Annotated in this window: 13 protein-coding genes; 6 read left to right on the forward strand and 7 right to left on the reverse strand. The window is 50.8% G+C overall.

What is annotated here, in order from left to right; genetic code table 11:
* The coding region (locus tag E1162_RS17025; protein ID WP_155133845.1) for a BCCT family transporter at positions 1 to 1,923 on the forward strand (1,923 nt) is incomplete at its 5' end.
* Between the two features lie 186 nt (positions 1,924 to 2,109).
* Here E1162_RS17025 and betI read toward each other — a convergent pair.
* Complete coding sequence (gene betI / locus E1162_RS17030) at positions 2,110 to 2,712, reverse strand: transcriptional regulator BetI (RefSeq protein ID WP_155133846.1); 603 nt, start codon at positions 2,710 to 2,712, stop codon at positions 2,110 to 2,112.
* A gap of 789 nt (positions 2,713 to 3,501) precedes the next feature.
* Here betI and E1162_RS17035 point away from each other — a divergent pair.
* The 5 genes from E1162_RS17035 (at position 3,502) to glsA (ending at position 8,528) form a co-directional block, all read left to right on the forward strand.
* Positions 3,502 to 4,020 carry a DUF1269 domain-containing protein gene (locus tag E1162_RS17035; protein WP_155133848.1) on the forward strand — a complete coding sequence of 173 codons (519 nt, stop codon included), beginning with the start codon at positions 3,502 to 3,504 and terminating at the stop codon, positions 4,018 to 4,020.
* Positions 4,021 to 4,040: 20 nt separating this feature from the next.
* Entirely contained in the window at positions 4,041 to 4,547 is a 507-nt protein-coding gene (locus tag E1162_RS17040; RefSeq protein WP_155133850.1) for a Dps family protein, read from the forward strand.
* Positions 4,548 to 4,613: 66 nt separating this feature from the next.
* Positions 4,614 to 6,014, forward strand: coding sequence for a glutamate decarboxylase (gene gad, locus E1162_RS17045; protein WP_155133852.1), 1,401 nt, complete (start codon positions 4,614 to 4,616; stop codon positions 6,012 to 6,014).
* Positions 6,015 to 6,039: 25 nt separating this feature from the next.
* Positions 6,040 to 7,566, forward strand: coding sequence for a glutamine/gamma-aminobutyrate antiporter GadC (gadC, locus tag E1162_RS17050; RefSeq protein WP_155133855.1), 1,527 nt, complete (start codon positions 6,040 to 6,042; stop codon positions 7,564 to 7,566).
* Between the two features lie 20 nt (positions 7,567 to 7,586).
* Entirely contained in the window at positions 7,587 to 8,528 is a 942-nt protein-coding gene (gene glsA, locus E1162_RS17055) for a glutaminase A (protein WP_155133858.1), read from the forward strand.
* A gap of 96 nt (positions 8,529 to 8,624) precedes the next feature.
* Here the strand turns inward: glsA and E1162_RS17060 are convergent, their stop codons facing one another.
* The 6 genes from E1162_RS17060 to E1162_RS17085 all read right to left on the reverse strand — a co-directional run bounded on the left by E1162_RS17060 (position 8,625) and on the right by E1162_RS17085 (position 14,878).
* Positions 8,625 to 9,752, reverse strand: coding sequence for an N-acetylglucosamine-6-phosphate deacetylase (locus E1162_RS17060; protein ID WP_155135027.1), 1,128 nt, complete (start codon positions 9,750 to 9,752; stop codon positions 8,625 to 8,627).
* Between the two features lie 32 nt (positions 9,753 to 9,784).
* Positions 9,785 to 10,525 carry a glucosamine-6-phosphate deaminase gene (locus tag E1162_RS17065; protein WP_155133861.1) on the reverse strand — a complete coding sequence of 247 codons (741 nt, stop codon included), beginning with the start codon at positions 10,523 to 10,525 and terminating at the stop codon, positions 9,785 to 9,787.
* Positions 10,526 to 10,767: 242 nt separating this feature from the next.
* Entirely contained in the window at positions 10,768 to 11,937 is a 1,170-nt protein-coding gene (locus E1162_RS17070) for an ROK family transcriptional regulator (RefSeq protein WP_257099086.1), read from the reverse strand.
* A gap of 19 nt (positions 11,938 to 11,956) precedes the next feature.
* Positions 11,957 to 13,246 carry a TRAP transporter large permease gene (locus tag E1162_RS17075; RefSeq protein WP_155133867.1) on the reverse strand — a complete coding sequence of 430 codons (1,290 nt, stop codon included), beginning with the start codon at positions 13,244 to 13,246 and terminating at the stop codon, positions 11,957 to 11,959.
* On the reverse strand, positions 13,243 to 13,752 hold the full coding sequence (locus E1162_RS17080; RefSeq protein ID WP_155133870.1) for a TRAP transporter small permease: 510 nt from the start codon (positions 13,750 to 13,752) through the stop codon (positions 13,243 to 13,245). Before E1162_RS17080 ends, E1162_RS17075 begins: the two co-directional genes overlap by 4 nt.
* A 154-nt stretch (positions 13,753 to 13,906) precedes the next feature.
* Positions 13,907 to 14,878, reverse strand: a complete 972-nt coding sequence (locus E1162_RS17085) for a TRAP transporter substrate-binding protein (protein ID WP_257099087.1) — start codon at positions 14,876 to 14,878, stop codon at positions 13,907 to 13,909.
* Positions 14,879 to 15,110 lie beyond the last annotated feature (232 nt).

Consider the following 15,110-nt stretch of genomic DNA (forward strand, 5'->3'; position numbering starts at 1 on the left):
CCAACGGCTTCTGCAGAGTTCTATAAATCCATTCAACATTGGATCGAAACCAATGTCGGCTGGCTTTATGTACTCGGCGTTGCCGTTTTCTTGATTTTCATCTTCCTTGTCATGGTGAGCCGCTTTGGTGACATCAAGCTTGGTCCTGACCATGCTGTGCCGGATTATAGCTACGCGAGTTGGTTCGCGATGCTGTTCTCTGCTGGTATGGGTATTGGTCTTGTGTTCTTCGGCGTTGGTGAGCCGGTGATGCACTTCCTAGCGCCGCCGACTGGGGATCCTCAGTCTGTCGAGGCTGCACGGGAAGCGTTGAAGATCACCATGTTCCACTGGGGTCTGCATGGTTGGGCTGTATACGGCGTTGTTGCGCTGTGTTTGGCTTACTTCACCTATCGCCACCATCTGCCGTTGCTGCCACGTTCTGCTCTGTATCCGCTGATCGGTGAGCGCATCTACGGCCCGATCGGTCATGCAGTCGATATCTTTGCTGTGGTTGGTACGCTGCTGGGTGTTGCAACATCGCTCGGTTACGGCGCGATGCAGGTGAACTCTGGTCTGAACTATCTGTTTGGAATTACTGTATCTACCGAAGTTCAGATTGTTCTGATCGGCATCATCACCTTGATGGCGACATGCTCTGTGTTCTCCGGTTTGGATCGCGGCGTTAAAAGACTGAGTGAGCTCAACCTCGTTCTTGCATTCAGCCTTCTTGCTCTGGTGCTAATCGTTGGTCCGACTGTTTACCTGCTGAAGACCTTGGTTCAGAACGCCGGTGCTTACCTGAGCGACCTCGTCGATAAAACCTTCAACTTGTATGCATACCAGCGTAAGGATGAATGGCTTGGCGGTTGGACGCTGCTCTATTGGGGCTGGTGGATTTCCTGGTCGCCATTCGTTGGTACCTTTATCGCCCGCGTTTCCAAGGGCCGTACCATTCGTGAGTTCCTGATCGGTATCTTGTTTGTGCCGACCGGTGTTTCCCTCGTCTGGTTCACCGTATTTGGTAACAGTGGTATCGAACTCATCATGAACCATGGTGGCGAGTCTCTCGTTACCGCCATTAACACGGATGTGTCCGTCGCGCTCTTCAAGTTCTTTGAATACCTGCCGCTGACGAGCGTTCTATCCGGTATCGCGATTGTTCTGGTTGTGGTGTTCTTTGTGACATCCTCTGACTCTGGCTCTCTCGTTATCGACAGTCTGACCTCTGGCGGTGAGATGGATAGTCCAGTTTGGCAGCGTGTGTTCTGGGCTTTGCTTCAGGGTGTTGTTGCTATCGTGCTGCTGTGGGCTGGTGGTCTTGCTGCGTTGCAGACTGCGACCATCGCCAGTGCGATGCCGTTCATTCTCGTTATGATGCTGATGTGCGTGGGCCTTTATAAGGCGTTGCAGGATGATGCTCTTCGTATGAAGAACTTGCAGCTTCACCATACTGCTGTTCAGTATAGTAAGGCCGGTGTTGACTGGCGACAGCGTATCCAGACCCTCAACTCCCAGCCGACGCGTCGTGATGCAAACGAGTTCATGCGCAACGTTGCAAAGCCTGCTTTGGAGCGTGTGCGTGCTGAGTTCGAAGGGCAGGGCTTTGAGGTGGTTCTGAGCGGTGTTTCGCACCTGCGTCTGGAAATTAAGCAGAACGACCGTGACAGCTTTGTTTATGCGCTGCGCAAACGTTACTTCACTACCTCTATGGCGATGGGGCCGGGTGGTCTTGTGATCGACGAAGAGACCGAGGAAGAAGAAAACGAGAAGGCAGATCAGGACGATGGTACCTACTACTTCCGCGTTGAGGTCTTCCTTGAACAGGGGGGTCAGGAATACGACGTTATGGGCTACACCGAAGAGCAGATTATTGCTGATGTTGTGACCCAGTACGAACGTTACCTTCAGTACTTGCACCTTTCTCACGCCGAGCCTGTATAAAGTTCTCGAAATGTTGAAAAAAGAAGCCCGCGCAAATTGCGCGGGCTTTTTTAGTCAGGAATGACTGCTCGAGGCCCCAAGAGGGAGAGAAGGGGCTTTGAGCAACAATGGGAAGAGCTGAGTTGCTGGACGCGAATTGCAAATCAGCTCCGATGTCTCTTGTATATTTAAATATGAGTAATTGAGTCAAGTTAAAGTTTTGATGGTGCTGAAGCTGTCGAGGCATTTTTCTACATAGTCTTGCACAAGGGCCTTTGCAGGCCCATCGGCTGGGCTATTCGATGTAAGGGCGCATTGGAGCCACAGGCCGTCTATAAGCGCAGCTGTTCCACGTGCTGCCATCTCAGCCGAGGCTTTGTCTCCGAGCTTGGAATACTCTGCCAGCAAGTTTGAAATTAGACGGCGATGATAGATCGTGAGTAGGCGGCGTGTTCGCGGGTCTGTTCTGGCGAGAACGTAGAAGGCAAGCCATGCAGAGATAACTGGCGCCGTGAACTGCATTTCAGTGAAGTTCACTTGTACGATGGCAAGGATGCGCTCTCTCGGTGATTTTGAGCCATCCAGTCTATCGCGTGCTTGCTGCCGAAGGTCTTTGAGCAGCGAGATCATCGTCGCGTTAAGAAGGGCATCCTTCGAGCCGAAGTAGTGGTGGGGTAGGCCTGTTGAGACGCCTGCGCGGCGGGATATCTCGGCCATAGTTGTTTTGGCGTACCCATGCTCGTGAATGGCTTCAATCGTTGCCTGAATGATTGCGGACTTTCTAATGTCCTCCATTCCCACCTTCGGCATGTCTGTTCCCTTCATCATTCACGAAACGTGTTGGTGTGCTTCGTTTGATTCCGCCTAATCTAGTGGAAACTGCTGGGGGTGGAAGTCACCTTTTTGCTATTTGGCGGCTGTTTTTATCTGATGCCGGACTCACGCTGTTGTACTGAGCTTGGTGTTTGGAAGGTTTGGCGTGTCGAACCAAAATAATGCGGCAGAATCGAGGGGGTGCGGTAATGTGTACACTGTAAAAGGACAGGAATTGTTGGTAATTTTGAATATAAGAAAATACAGCTTTTTTAAGTAACCTGAGGCGCGCTTTGCGCCTTTTTTGTGTCTGTATATCCTGTTACTGCTAATAGCGGCTAATATACTAGTGACTCTGTGTGGCTAACCGGATCTATTTGTTTTGGGTTATTTTCTATTCAGGCTGCGTTCATTTCTTCTTGCAGCCTCTCGATTAACTCCCTGGACATTACGTGTTTTCTGATATCTCAGATGACTAACGGTGAATTCTATACTTCCCGCCGGCAACTTAAACGCGACCTCCTGCGTTTTTCGACGCGTTCTATTGTTCTAATTCTCTGCCATGCATGTTTATCGGGTTTTTGAAGTAAATTTTTAACTTGGCATAGTCAGATTGCTCGTTTTTGAAAGATTCTAGGTAGTATCATCTTTAACTACATACCGACGTTTGTGGTTGACCTTTCGAGGCTATCCTCCATATTAACTGCATGTAATCTTGCCATTCCTTTTGGGAAGGTGGTGCTGGATTCTATAATAAAAACACTGAAGAACAGTGAGTTATTTCAAATGTCGAACCTTGTTGTAATTTCCTACCCTAGTTATGAGAAAGCTGAAGAAGTCCGGAAACAGCTTTTCACCTATCAGAAAGAGTATCTCATTCAGATGGGTGATGCGGTAATCGCTGAAAAGAAAGAAAACGGACACATCAAGCTACATCAAATTTTCAGTACCACTGCTGCAGGCGCTGCTACCGGAAGTCTATGGGGTCTTCTGATCGGCGTTCTTTTCTTTGTTCCTATCGCAGGTGTTGCTGTGGGCGCCGCTTCTGGCGCTTTGATGGGCGCGCTGACAGACTTCGGTATCAACGACAAGTTCATGAAAGAGGTTGCCGGAAGCTTGCAGCCTGGCGGTGCAGCTCTGTTCGTCCTGATCAATCAGGTTACTTTGGACAAGGTTCTCGCCGGTCTGGAAGGCACCGGTGGTGTTGTTATGCAGACTTCGCTTGACCACACCAAAGAAGAAGAACTGCGCAAAGCTCTAGCGCAGCACATCAAAGATCACCCTGAATCAGAAATCAAAAGCTGAGTGCATGTGGAGACTTGAAAATGAACCAGAATATCACCGGTTGGAAGCCTGAAAACTCTGACATTCATATCGGTATGAGTGAAGAGAACAGACAAGCAGTTTGCGATGAGCTGAACGAAATTCTCATCGACACTTATATGCTTACCATCAAGACCCACCTTTACCATTGGAATGTTACGGGCCCTATGTTCCGCAGCTTCCACCTCCTAACAGAAGAGCAGTACAAGAACCTTTTCGATGCTGTCGATGATATTGCTGAACGTATCCGGGCTCTTGGCCACCTCGTCATTATTACTAAGGATGGTTTGAAAGGCGACAAGCTCGTCTCCCTTCCTGATAGTCCACCGGCTGCTGGTGAAATGGTTGCTCACCTTGCTGAAGACCACCAGCGCCTTATTCGTAAGATCCGTTTTGCAGCCGATGTCGCTGACGACGCCGATGACTATGTCAGCAACGATCTGATGGCAGACCGCCTTGCTTTCCATGAGAAAGCTCTCTGGATGCTTAACGCTCTTCAGGAGGTGTAAGACCCCTACACGCTAATCCAACACGCTGACGAAAATAAGCACGCTACAAAAATAAGGATATAGTCCATGAGCGTTAATAAGCGGGACGAGCTGCGTTTCAGCATTCTGGATTCTGTGTTTGCTGGCAGTGATGTCAGCAAGCCTCTACCCAAATACAAGTTCCCTGAGCAAGAGCAAAATGCACGCGAAATCATGCAGGTTGTTCTTGATGAGCTGTACCTCGACGGGAACCCACGTCAGAACCTAGCAACTTTCTGCCAGACTTGGGAGGAAGACGAGGTTCACAAGATCATGGATATGGCGATTGACCGTAACATGATCGACAAGAGTGAGTATCCGCAGACCGCTGAGCTAGAAATGCGGTGTGTACATATGCTCGCTGATCTATGGAACTCCCCTGAAGCAACAACCACGATCGGCACCTCGACTGTAGGTTCCTCTGAAGCTTGTATGCTTGGTGGTCTTGCTGCGAAATGGCGTTGGAGAGAACGCCGTCGCGCTGAAGGTAAGTCTACCGACAAGCCGAACCTCGTATGTGGTCCCGTTCAGGTTTGTTGGCATAAATTCTGTCGCTATTGGGATATTGAAATCCGCGAATTGCCGATGGAAGAGGGTGCATTCCACATGACCCCCGAAGCCATGCTGAATGCAATTGACGAAAACACCATCTGCGTTGTTCCAACCTTCGGTGTTACCTACACTGGCCAGTACGAGTTCGTTGAACCAATCGCCAAAGCGCTTGATGAATACGAAAAGAAGACCGGTATCAGTATCGACATTCACGTTGATGCGGCTTCCGGTGGTTTCCTTGCTCCGTTCTGCGCACCAGAAGTTATCTGGGACTTCCGCCTGCCTCGCGTAAAATCCATCAGCACCTCCGGCCATAAATATGGTCTTGCCCCACTTGGTGCAGGTTGGGTTGTTTGGCGTGATGAAAAAGAACTCTCCAAGGATCTGATCTTCTCCGTGCCTTATCTTGGCGGTGAAGTGGGTACATTGGCCATTAACTTCTCCCGTCCAGCGGGTCAGGTGATCGCCCAGTACTATCTGCTTAACCGTTTGGGCCGTGAGGGCTACCGTCGTGTCCAGCAGGCTTGCTACGACACCACCATGTGGCTCTCGGAGGAAATCGCCAAGCTTGGTCCGTTTGAATTCATCAATACCGGTGATCCGAAGGAAGGTATTCCTGCGGTTTGCTTCAAGGTGAAGGATGGCGTGACGCTCCCTTACTCCCTCTACGATCTAAGTGCAAAACTGCTTGAACGTGGTTGGCAGGTTCCTGCCTTCAAACTTCCAGCAAACGTGGCAAACATTGATGTGATCCGCATCATGGTTCGTCAGGGCGTTAGCCGTGACCTTGCTGCGCTTCTTCTGGAAGACATGCAAAGAGCGATTGCGCACTTTGAAAATCACCCAGTCAGCGTTCCACTCACCGAAAAAGAACGCGGCTCTTACAAGCATAACTAAAACAATAACCTTGTGAGATAATAGAATGTCCGATGCAACTACGAGCAAGACTCAGCAACCCAGTGCGGCTGGTGTAGTCAAGATTTCGGTCTTTACACTGGCAATTATGAACGTTGCGGCGGTGGTAAGCCTTCGAGGCTTGCCAGCAGAGGCGGTATACGGGCTTGGTTCCATTTTCTACTACCTCTTTGCGGCGGTGTTCTTCCTGATCCCAGTGTCCCTGGTTGCAGCGGAGCTCGCGTCCTCGCTCCCCCAGAAAGGTGGTGTGTTCCGCTGGGTGGGCGAGGCGTTTGGGCCAAAGCTGGGTTTCCTGGCTATCTGGCTCCTCTGGATTGAAAGTACAATCTGGTTCCCAACCGTTCTTACCTTTGCGGCTGTGTCCCTAGCCTTTATTGGTCCCGACCAAACATGGGATCAGGCGCTGTCAGCCAACAAAATGTATGTGCTGATTACCTGTCTGGTTGTTTACTGGGGTGCAACGCTGGTCAACCTTCGCGGTGTTGGCGCTCTTGCAAAGCTCAGTAAATATGGCGCCATGATCGGTACCATTATTCCGGGTGCTATCATTATTCTCTTCGGTATTCTCTGGGTGGTTATGGGTAAGCCAATCCAGATGCCAATTCGCGAAGCAGATCTCTTCCCGGATCTAACCAACCTGAACAACCTCGTTCTCGCCTCCAGTATCTTCCTGTTCTATGCAGGTATGGAAATGAGTGCGGTGCACGTTCGTGAAATTGAAAACCCAACCAAGAACTATCCTAAAGCGATCTTCCTTTCCTCAATCATCACCGTTGTACTGTTTGTGCTTGGTACCTTGGCGATCGGCTTCATTATTCCTCAAAGTGAAATCAACCTGACCCAGAGTCTTCTGGTTGCCTACTTTGACTATTTTGATGCCCTAGGCATTGGCTTCCTTGCCCCTGTTATGGCTGTTGCCCTGGCAGTTGGTGTTTTGGCTGGTGTGTCTACGTGGATCGGTGGTCCTAGCCGTGGTCTTCTTTCCGTTGGTCACGCTGGCTATCTGCCTCCATTCATGCAGAAAACCAACAAGAATGGCGTTCAGGTAAACATCCTGCTCATTCAGGGTAGTGTTGTAACCCTTCTCGTCCTGCTCTTTGTTGTTCTGCCTTCCGTACAGGCTGCCTACCAGATCCTGTCACAGCTCACCATCATGCTCTATCTGATCATGTACATGTTGATGTTTGCGGCTGCGATCTACCTGCGCTTCAGAGAGCCAGACCTTGAACGCCCTTACCGTGTTCCTGGTGGCAAGTTCGGTATCATCATCGTAGGCGGTATTGGTCTTGTGGGTGCGCTCCTTGCCTATGGCCTAAGCTTCTTGCCTCCTGCTCAGATCGAAATCGGCAGCAGCACAGAGTGGATTGGCTTCTTGATCCTCGGCAACGTTGTATTCGTGTCCATTCCTTTCATCATCTACGCCCTGCGTAAACCAAGCTGGAAAATTCCATCTGATGAAGGCGATCTAGAACCGTTCACATGGCAGACCGATGCGGCAGCAGATGCTGCAGCAAAGAGCCACGAAGCTAAATAAAGGGATGGCAGGAGAGACCTATGTCTGAGAACTATTCAGATGCCATGCTTAAACAGGCAGTAGGAACTGCCCACAAAGAGGCACTCAAGGAAACTGCAGGCGAAAATGCCAGCTACATTCCTTATCTGGCTTCGGTCGACTCCAACCTCTGCGGTGCCGCTATCGTCACCGCAGATGGCCGGGTCTTTGAAGCTGGTGACAGTCGGTTTGAATTTGCAATCGAGTCCATCTCCAAGGTGTTTACACTGGCTCTGGTGATGGATGAGGTTGGCGCTCCGGCTATTCGTGACAAAGTGGGCGCGAACCCAACCGGTATGCCGTTCAACTCCGTGCTTGCGCTGGAACTGGCAAAAGGCAAGCCGTTGTCTCCATTGGTCAATGCGGGTGCTATTGCTACAGCAAGTCTGGTGACTGGCAGTGATACCGAGGCCCGTTGGCAGAGAATTCTAGATATGCAGTCTGCGTTCGCTGGCAGAGGCATCTCTTTGAGTGACGAAGTCAACGAGTCTGAGCAGACAACCAACTTCCACAATAGAGCGATCGCTTGGATCCTCTATTCCGCTGGAACTTGCTACTCTGATCCACTGGAAGCGCTGGATATCTACACCCGTCAGTGTTCCACGCTTATTAGCGCGGTGGACTTGGCAACCATGGGTGCGACACTGGCTAATCATGGTGTGAACCCTGTTACCGGCAAAACCGTCATCAAGAAGGAAAACACCCAGCACATCCTTGCTGAGATGATGATGGAAGGGCTCTACACAGCTTCTGGCGACTTTGCCTATGAGGTTGGCCTTCCAGGTAAAAGCGGTGTTGGTGGCGGTATTCTGGCCGTTGTGCCGGGCAAGATGGCTATTGCCGGATTTGCTCCACCGCTTGATCCAAGTGGTAATAGTATTCGCGGTCAGGCTGCGGTGCGATCTGTTGCGACGCAGCTTAACCTCAATCTCTTTGCTCAATAAGGGCATGGCGATGCTAAAGCAAAAAGGGCGGAAATTTCCGCCCTTTTTTGTTGCTTGGATGAGCCTTGGTGCACTCGCAAGGCCGATGCTTGTCTCTCAAAGCTTGAAGGCCTGTGTTCCAATGCGGGCGGACTGAGGTTTCCAGTCGCTCGACCATTCCACCAAGCTGAGACGTTCCTTTATACCGTGAGCTGCAAACGCTGGAGCGAGTAGAGCGGCGGGATTGGCGGATGCCAATCTGATTGCTTCTCTCGGTGTTACAAAGCCCCATTCGATGAGGTTTCTCACGCCTTGGTCCAGAGCAAGGGCAGAACCGGCAAGGTTCATCTCGCCCGGCTTCCTAACGGAACCGTCTTGAACGACTTCAATCTCCATACCTGCGAACTGGTAGATGCCCGGAGGGCATGCGGCACCTGTTGATGCATCTGTGACGATAATCGACCGTTCCAGCCCCTTTGCTCTCAGGAATGACTTGAGAGTGGTAGGCGGAATGTGGATGCCGTCTGGAATGAAGGAAGCGTTGAGGCGATCTTCACCCAATTGGCGCAGCACAGGGTTATCAAGGCGCGGCAACATTTGTGGTTGGCCGTTGCCTAAATGAGTGCTGAGTTTAGCGCCAGCGGCAACAGCACGCTCAAGGGAAGCGGCATCTGCATTGGAGTGACCAATGGAGACAATCTTACCCCTTGATGTAGCTTCCTTGATAAAGGCCTCAGCGCCGCCAACTTCTGCGGCGATTGTGATGATCAGGATCGGGCGGGTAAGGTTCTCTTCCAGCTTTTCGATCAGGGACCAGTTTGCATCTGACATAGCTTCAGGCGGGTGAGCGCCATGGAAGCCTTCAAGCGGACTGAGGAATGGTCCTTCCAAGTGGTAACCGGGAACCATAAGGTCGCCCAACTGCGTTTCGCTGATTGCACGATCAAGAGCTGTAAAGCGTTTAAGCAATTGCTCTGGTGTGCCAGTGATGATAGTTGGAAGGCAGGTTGTAACACCCGCTTTCAACATGGCAGTAAGCGCGGTTTCGAGTTCGTCCTTGGTTAGGTCATCTCTGTTGAAGTCGACACCGGCAAAGCCGTTTACCTGAATGTCGATAAGCCCGCGAGTGATGTAGTTATCGCCATCTGATGACTGCGGTGTGGCGGCTTCCTTGTTCAGGATAAAGCCGCTTTCATCACAGGTCAGTTGCAGATGGTTTAGACCATCATCGGCGGTGAAAACCATGTCAGACACAATAGAACTGGTTGCCTCCCTAATTATGAGAGCAGGGATGCGGACTCAGGGTCCAGCAGCAAGGTGCAGTCAGCGTGCGTACGGCAGATGGAAGCCGGGAACTTCGGATCAACAGCCGCCTCAACTGCGTCTTTTACAGCCTGAGCTTTGCGCTCGTCAGGAACGGAGAGAATGATCTTCTTGGACTTCATGATCTGGCGAATGCTCATGGATACAGCTTTGGTTGGAACTGCTTCCATTGTTTCGAACCAGCCTTCACCAAACTGCTGTTTGCGGCAGATTTCATCCAGCTCAACGATGATGTAAGGAACTTCGGTTTCGAAGTCTGCTGGCGGATCATTGAATGCCAGATGGCAGTTCTCGCCAATACCTGCAAAGCAGATGTCGATTTCAATCTGGCTTACGCGGTCGCTCAGCTTTTTCAGCTCTTCTTCAAGGTCGTCTGCATCGGCATTGACCGGAATGAACTCAACAGCACCGTCTGTCTGGTCTACGAAACGCTCATTGAGGTACTTGCGGAAGCTTGCAGGGTGGGTGATTGGCAGACCAACGTATTCGTCCAAGTGGAATGCTGTGACTTTCGTCCAGTCGATGCCCTGAGCTTTATCAGTCAAAGCTTCTAGCAGCTCAAACTGAGAGGCGCCGGTCGCAACGATGATGTTTGCATGGCCTTTCTCTTCAATCACTTTCTTGAGGGCTGCTGCGCCGAGTTCGGCAGCCATTTTGCCAAGCTCGAGTTTGCTTGATGCTTTGATAATTTCCATGAGGATCTCCGGGGTCTGTGATCAGGATCTAACTATTTGTTTGGGTGGGCTTTTGGGGAGCCTTTGTAGGCTCAGAAGAACATGGAAGGGTGTGGCTGTCAATATATTAATAACGAGTACGATATTATATTTATTTGCTGAAAAGGTGGGTAAAGTTCTATGACGTTACGGGTCTGCCGATATTTATTTCTGAGTCTGTGGAAAATTGAAAGCAAATGCGAAAATCGATGAAAAAGGCCGCATCAACCGGGATCCTGCCGGATCTCTGAAAGGTGCCGGAATAGTACATCCGGCATGATTTTTCCCAGAGCGCCAAGTCGTTCGAGCTCCGAGCTTCGGGTGGCGACTTGAAGTTTCGGGGTATCTACGCCCGATATCATCGCATCCTTCAGGAACGTTCTGTTCAGCTCCGCCCAAACGAAAGGGTTTTGGACGAAGGGGCCAGAGACCAAAATAGTCTGCGGAAAGAGAAGGAAGTTGAGGTTGGTTATGACGTTCGAGACTGCATTCAGAGCGTCAGTGAACACCGGTAGCCCCAATAGGTCGAGAGATTGAAGGTCCGGAGCGATGGTTAGCTCATCATCGGCAATATCCGGCCACTTCGCTTTCAGATGCGGCTGTAAGGCCCAAAGGGCTGCGATGGTTTCCACGCAGCCAGCGTTGCCACAATGACATCTAGCGTTTGCGGTGCGGGATAGCTTCCAGTGGCCGATCTCGCCAAATCGTCCTGCGTTTTGATTGGTTTCTGCTGGGGTTGGGCTTACAGCGCAGCCGATGCCTTGGCCCCAGTGAACGAGCAGTGTGGTTTCTTCGTTTCCAGTCCTTTTCAGATCGTGGGCAGATAGCTCCAGATTGATATTCTTATAAAGGTGGAGCGAGTAGGGTGCCGCTCCATGGACCTGTTTTAGATCAAGGTCTTGCATGTTCGGCCAGCGCGATGAGAACTGCCAGACCTTGTTTTTGATGTCCAAAATGCCGCCGAGAGAAAAGACAAGCGCGGCTACCGTAGACTGAGACGGGACTTGCTGAAGGGCCTGCTGATGTAGCTTTTTGAAGGCCTCCAAGATGTCGGCGGTGCTGCTTTCTGCAGGCAATTCTGAGGTCTGCGACCAGAGTTCCTGTCCTGCGATATTGATATTGGTGACGACTGCCGACAGGCCAATGATCTGTATGAAAATGCAGAGGAATTTATTGGCGTTCGGGGCCAGCGTTACCACCGGCCTGCCTCTTCCGCCGCCTTTTTCTGTATGTTCCCAAACTATTCCCTTCTCCACTAAGTGAGAAACGCAATCAGAAACAGTATTGGGGCGCATGCTTAGTATCTTGGCAATATCCCTTCGGGAGTTTGCTTTGCCCTGAAGCACCAGATTGAAGATATCCAGCGCTGGGGAATTGCCAAGATTGCTTTTCATAGGAACCGACATCGAGCTTCTAGCCTAAGAGGTTAGGAAGGAAGAGCGATAGCTGGGGTACATATGTGATCAGCATCAGGATTACGAACATCAGCACATAGAACGGTAGCAGGCTCTTTAATGACTTTTCTACCGGAATTCTGGCGATGGTACAGCCCACGATGAGTGATGTGCCCACAGGTGGGGTTATCAGACCGATACCCAGATTGACTAGCATGATCATTCCGAAATGGATTGGGTCCACGCCAATGCTTGTTGCTACAGGCAGCAAGATAGGGGTGAGGATCAGGATCAGAATACCCATGTCCATCAACATGCCAAGGAACAGAAGGAGCAGGTTGATGCACAGCAGAACGCCGATTGGGTCTGATGTCAGCGAGAAGATTGCTGAGGAAAGGGCTGACGGCACTTTGAGGAATGACAGTAAGAAACCAAAGGCGGAAGAGGTCATAATAATTGCGATGACCATTGCCAGAGTTTCAAGAGAACTACGCATTACGGTTAGCAACTTGCCCGCTGTCATTGTGCGGTAGACAAAGAACGAAATGACGAGAGCGTAAGTTGCTGCAACAGCTGCGGACTCTGTTGCTGTGAAGACGCCAAGCACAATACCGCCGATAATGATGACGATTGTGAAGAGGCCGATGGATGCTTCTGCTGTTGTCTTCAAGGCTTCTTTGAAGGTGTAGCGGTCTCCGCGCGGGTGCTTTTCAATCAGTGCTATCACGAAGCACATAGCCATCATGGTGGTGCCGATCAAAACGCCCGGAATATATCCGGCAAGGAAGAGTTTGCTGATTGGCAAGCCGCCTGCAGCCAGAGCGTAATAGATCATGTTTTGGCTAGGCGGGATGAGTACACCCTGAACGGATGAGCTAACGGTTACAGCCGTTGCAAAGCTTGGCGAATAGCCGCGTTTGACCATACCCGGAATAAGGAAAGAGCCAATAGAGGCAACGTCGGCAACTGAGGAGCCGGAAATGCCGCCAAAGAGCATGCTGGTGAGGATGTTCACCTGTGCAATGCCGCCTCTAACGCGTCCCACGAGCGTATCGGCAAACCGAACGAGGCGTTCGGATATGCCGCCTTCTGTCATGATCTGTCCGGCGAGAATGAAAAACGGGACGGCAAGGAAGGTGAATGAGTTAAGCCCGTTCACCATTTTTTGCGCCACCATGAGCAGTGGCAGGCCGAGATAAAGTGCAGTGGTAATGGATGAAAGGCCTAGGGCGAAGGCGATTGGAACACGCAGCGCCATGAGGGCGCCAAAGCTGCCAAGAAGAATAAAAATGCCAAGATAGTCGGTCATGCGGAGGCCTCGTTATCCTTCTGGAGGTGTTCTTTAAGTTTGCAGAGCGTTGTTAGGAGGTTCACTGTTCCGTTCAGCACCATCAGGCAGCCGCCTGCAGCAACGGGCCAGTAGAGCCAAGCGCGGGAAAGGCCGGAGGCTGGCATGATCTGGTAGCCAACGAGCTTGATAAGGTCTCCAGATACAGAAACAAGAAACAGCGAGAAAACCAGAACGGCAACGTCGGCAAAAAGGTCGAGGTAGATGCCGTTGCCCCTTGGCAGGATGTCTCTGAAATAGGTAATGGCGATGTGCCCGTTGCGGCCAACCATGATGCCGCAGCCAATCAGGCCAAACCAGATAAGCATCAAGAGGGCAACTTCCTCTGACCAACTGGTCGGGTTGTTGACGATAAAACGTAAAAACACCTGCATGACGGTTACGGCCAGAATGCCAGTCAGGAGTGCGTGGCAGGTCCACTCCATAATCGTGTCGATCAGTTTGAGAGTTCTTTGAAGGGCTTTCATGATCGGCTTTCCATTCGAGATGGCGGAAAGGGGTAGCCTGAGCACGCGGGCAAGGTGCTTGCGCGGTGGCTTGGGTCTGCTCGAATTGAGGGGTAGTAATGTCGGCTAGAAAAAGCGGACGGATATGGTTCCATATCCGTCCGTTTGATTGTTCTTACTTGGTTTTGAACGCGATGATGTCTTCTACAAGATCATTCAGGTGCGGGTATTCACTGTAGAGCGGCATAACCGCTTCTTGGAACGGCGTGTTGTCGATGGTGATGACCTTCACGCCAGCTTCGATTACCTTTTCCTTCGCTACACGATTGCCTTCAAACATTGCTTCACGCTCGAAAAGGGCGGCTTCGCGGGCTGCTTCAGATATCGCTGTCTGTTGTTCGGCAGGCAGTGTGTCGAAGCGTGCTTTGTTCATCAGCAAAATAGCTGGAGGGCTAAGATGGCCATCTTCCACGATCACGTTTGCAACTTCATAGTGGGATGAAGTCAGGTAGCTCACGTAATCGTTCTCTGCGCCATCGATAACGCCAGACTGAAGGGCGGAGAATACTTCGCCGTAGTTCATAGGCGTTGGAGTCGCGCCGAGCAGCTCGGTCATGCGGATGGAGATCGGTGCAGGCTGAACGCGGATTTTCAGGCCCTTCAAATCTTCAATGCTGTTAATTGGCTTGTCGGAGCGGGTGTAGAAGTTGCGGGTGCCCGCTTCCATGAAGTCGAAGCCGATGAGGCCGAATTGTTCGAGATCGGTGCGGACGGTCTTGCCGATTTCGCTATCGAGAACTTGGTATTTGTGGTCTGCGTCCTTGAAGATGTAAGGAAGCGTTACAACGCCCATGCTTGGGCTGACGTTTGCAAGTGGAACAGTGTTTACACGGGCGAAGTCGATGATGCCTGCCTGTGCCTGTTCAATGGTTTCAACTTCCTGACCAAGCTGCCCGCCAGAATAAACATCGACCAGAACCTCCCCGTTGGTCTTCTGTTTAACGAGCTCTGCGAACTTGTGCATTGCAATTGTAACGGCGTTATCTTCTGGCTGGTTCTCAGCCAAACGCAATATGGTTTGTGCACTTGCGGTAAGTGGAATGGCGCTCATTACCCCAGCGATGATTGCCGCTTTAAGCATCTTCATTTTATGTCTCCCTAAAATGCAACAGATCCACTGTGCTGGGTAAACTGTGCCTAATTCAGGGGTGTTGGTATAGTTATTAATAACACGTATAGTTTTTAAATTTATATAGATATTTGCATTGATAGGTGGCGATTATTCTAAGTCAAAATTTAATGGAGATTATAATATTTATCGCAGGTGTAATTTTTGTTTGGTTGGGCCTCGGGTCATACCGAACTTAACGCCACTGCCA

Origin of the sequence: Pseudovibrio flavus, assembly GCF_009711345.1 — a bacterium.
Classification (GTDB): domain Bacteria; phylum Pseudomonadota; class Alphaproteobacteria; order Rhizobiales; family Stappiaceae; genus Pseudovibrio; species Pseudovibrio flavus.

Bases quoted from the DNA above. Each gene is read 5' to 3' on its own strand.
- E1162_RS17060 (WP_155135027.1), bottom strand. From the start codon at position 9,752: ATGGTTTTCACCGCCGATGATGGTCTAAACCATCTGCAACTGACCTGT.
- glsA (WP_155133858.1), top strand. From the start codon at position 7,587: ATGTCTGAGAACTATTCAGATGCCATGCTTAAACAGGCAGTAGGAACT.
- E1162_RS17040 (WP_155133850.1), top strand. From the start codon at position 4,041: ATGAACCAGAATATCACCGGTTGGAAGCCTGAAAACTCTGACATTCAT.
- E1162_RS17075 (WP_155133867.1), bottom strand. From the start codon at position 13,246: ATGACCGACTATCTTGGCATTTTTATTCTTCTTGGCAGCTTTGGCGCC.
- betI (WP_155133846.1), bottom strand. From the start codon at position 2,712: ATGCCGAAGGTGGGAATGGAGGACATTAGAAAGTCCGCAATCATTCAG.
- gad (WP_155133852.1), top strand. From the start codon at position 4,614: ATGAGCGTTAATAAGCGGGACGAGCTGCGTTTCAGCATTCTGGATTCT.
- E1162_RS17035 (WP_155133848.1), top strand. From the start codon at position 3,502: ATGTCGAACCTTGTTGTAATTTCCTACCCTAGTTATGAGAAAGCTGAA.
- gadC (WP_155133855.1), top strand. From the start codon at position 6,040: ATGTCCGATGCAACTACGAGCAAGACTCAGCAACCCAGTGCGGCTGGT.
- E1162_RS17070 (WP_257099086.1), bottom strand. From the start codon at position 11,937: ATGAAAAGCAATCTTGGCAATTCCCCAGCGCTGGATATCTTCAATCTG.
- E1162_RS17080 (WP_155133870.1), bottom strand. From the start codon at position 13,752: ATGAAAGCCCTTCAAAGAACTCTCAAACTGATCGACACGATTATGGAG.
- E1162_RS17085 (WP_257099087.1), bottom strand. From the start codon at position 14,878: ATGAAGATGCTTAAAGCGGCAATCATCGCTGGGGTAATGAGCGCCATT.
- E1162_RS17065 (WP_155133861.1), bottom strand. From the start codon at position 10,525: ATGGAAATTATCAAAGCATCAAGCAAACTCGAGCTTGGCAAAATGGCT.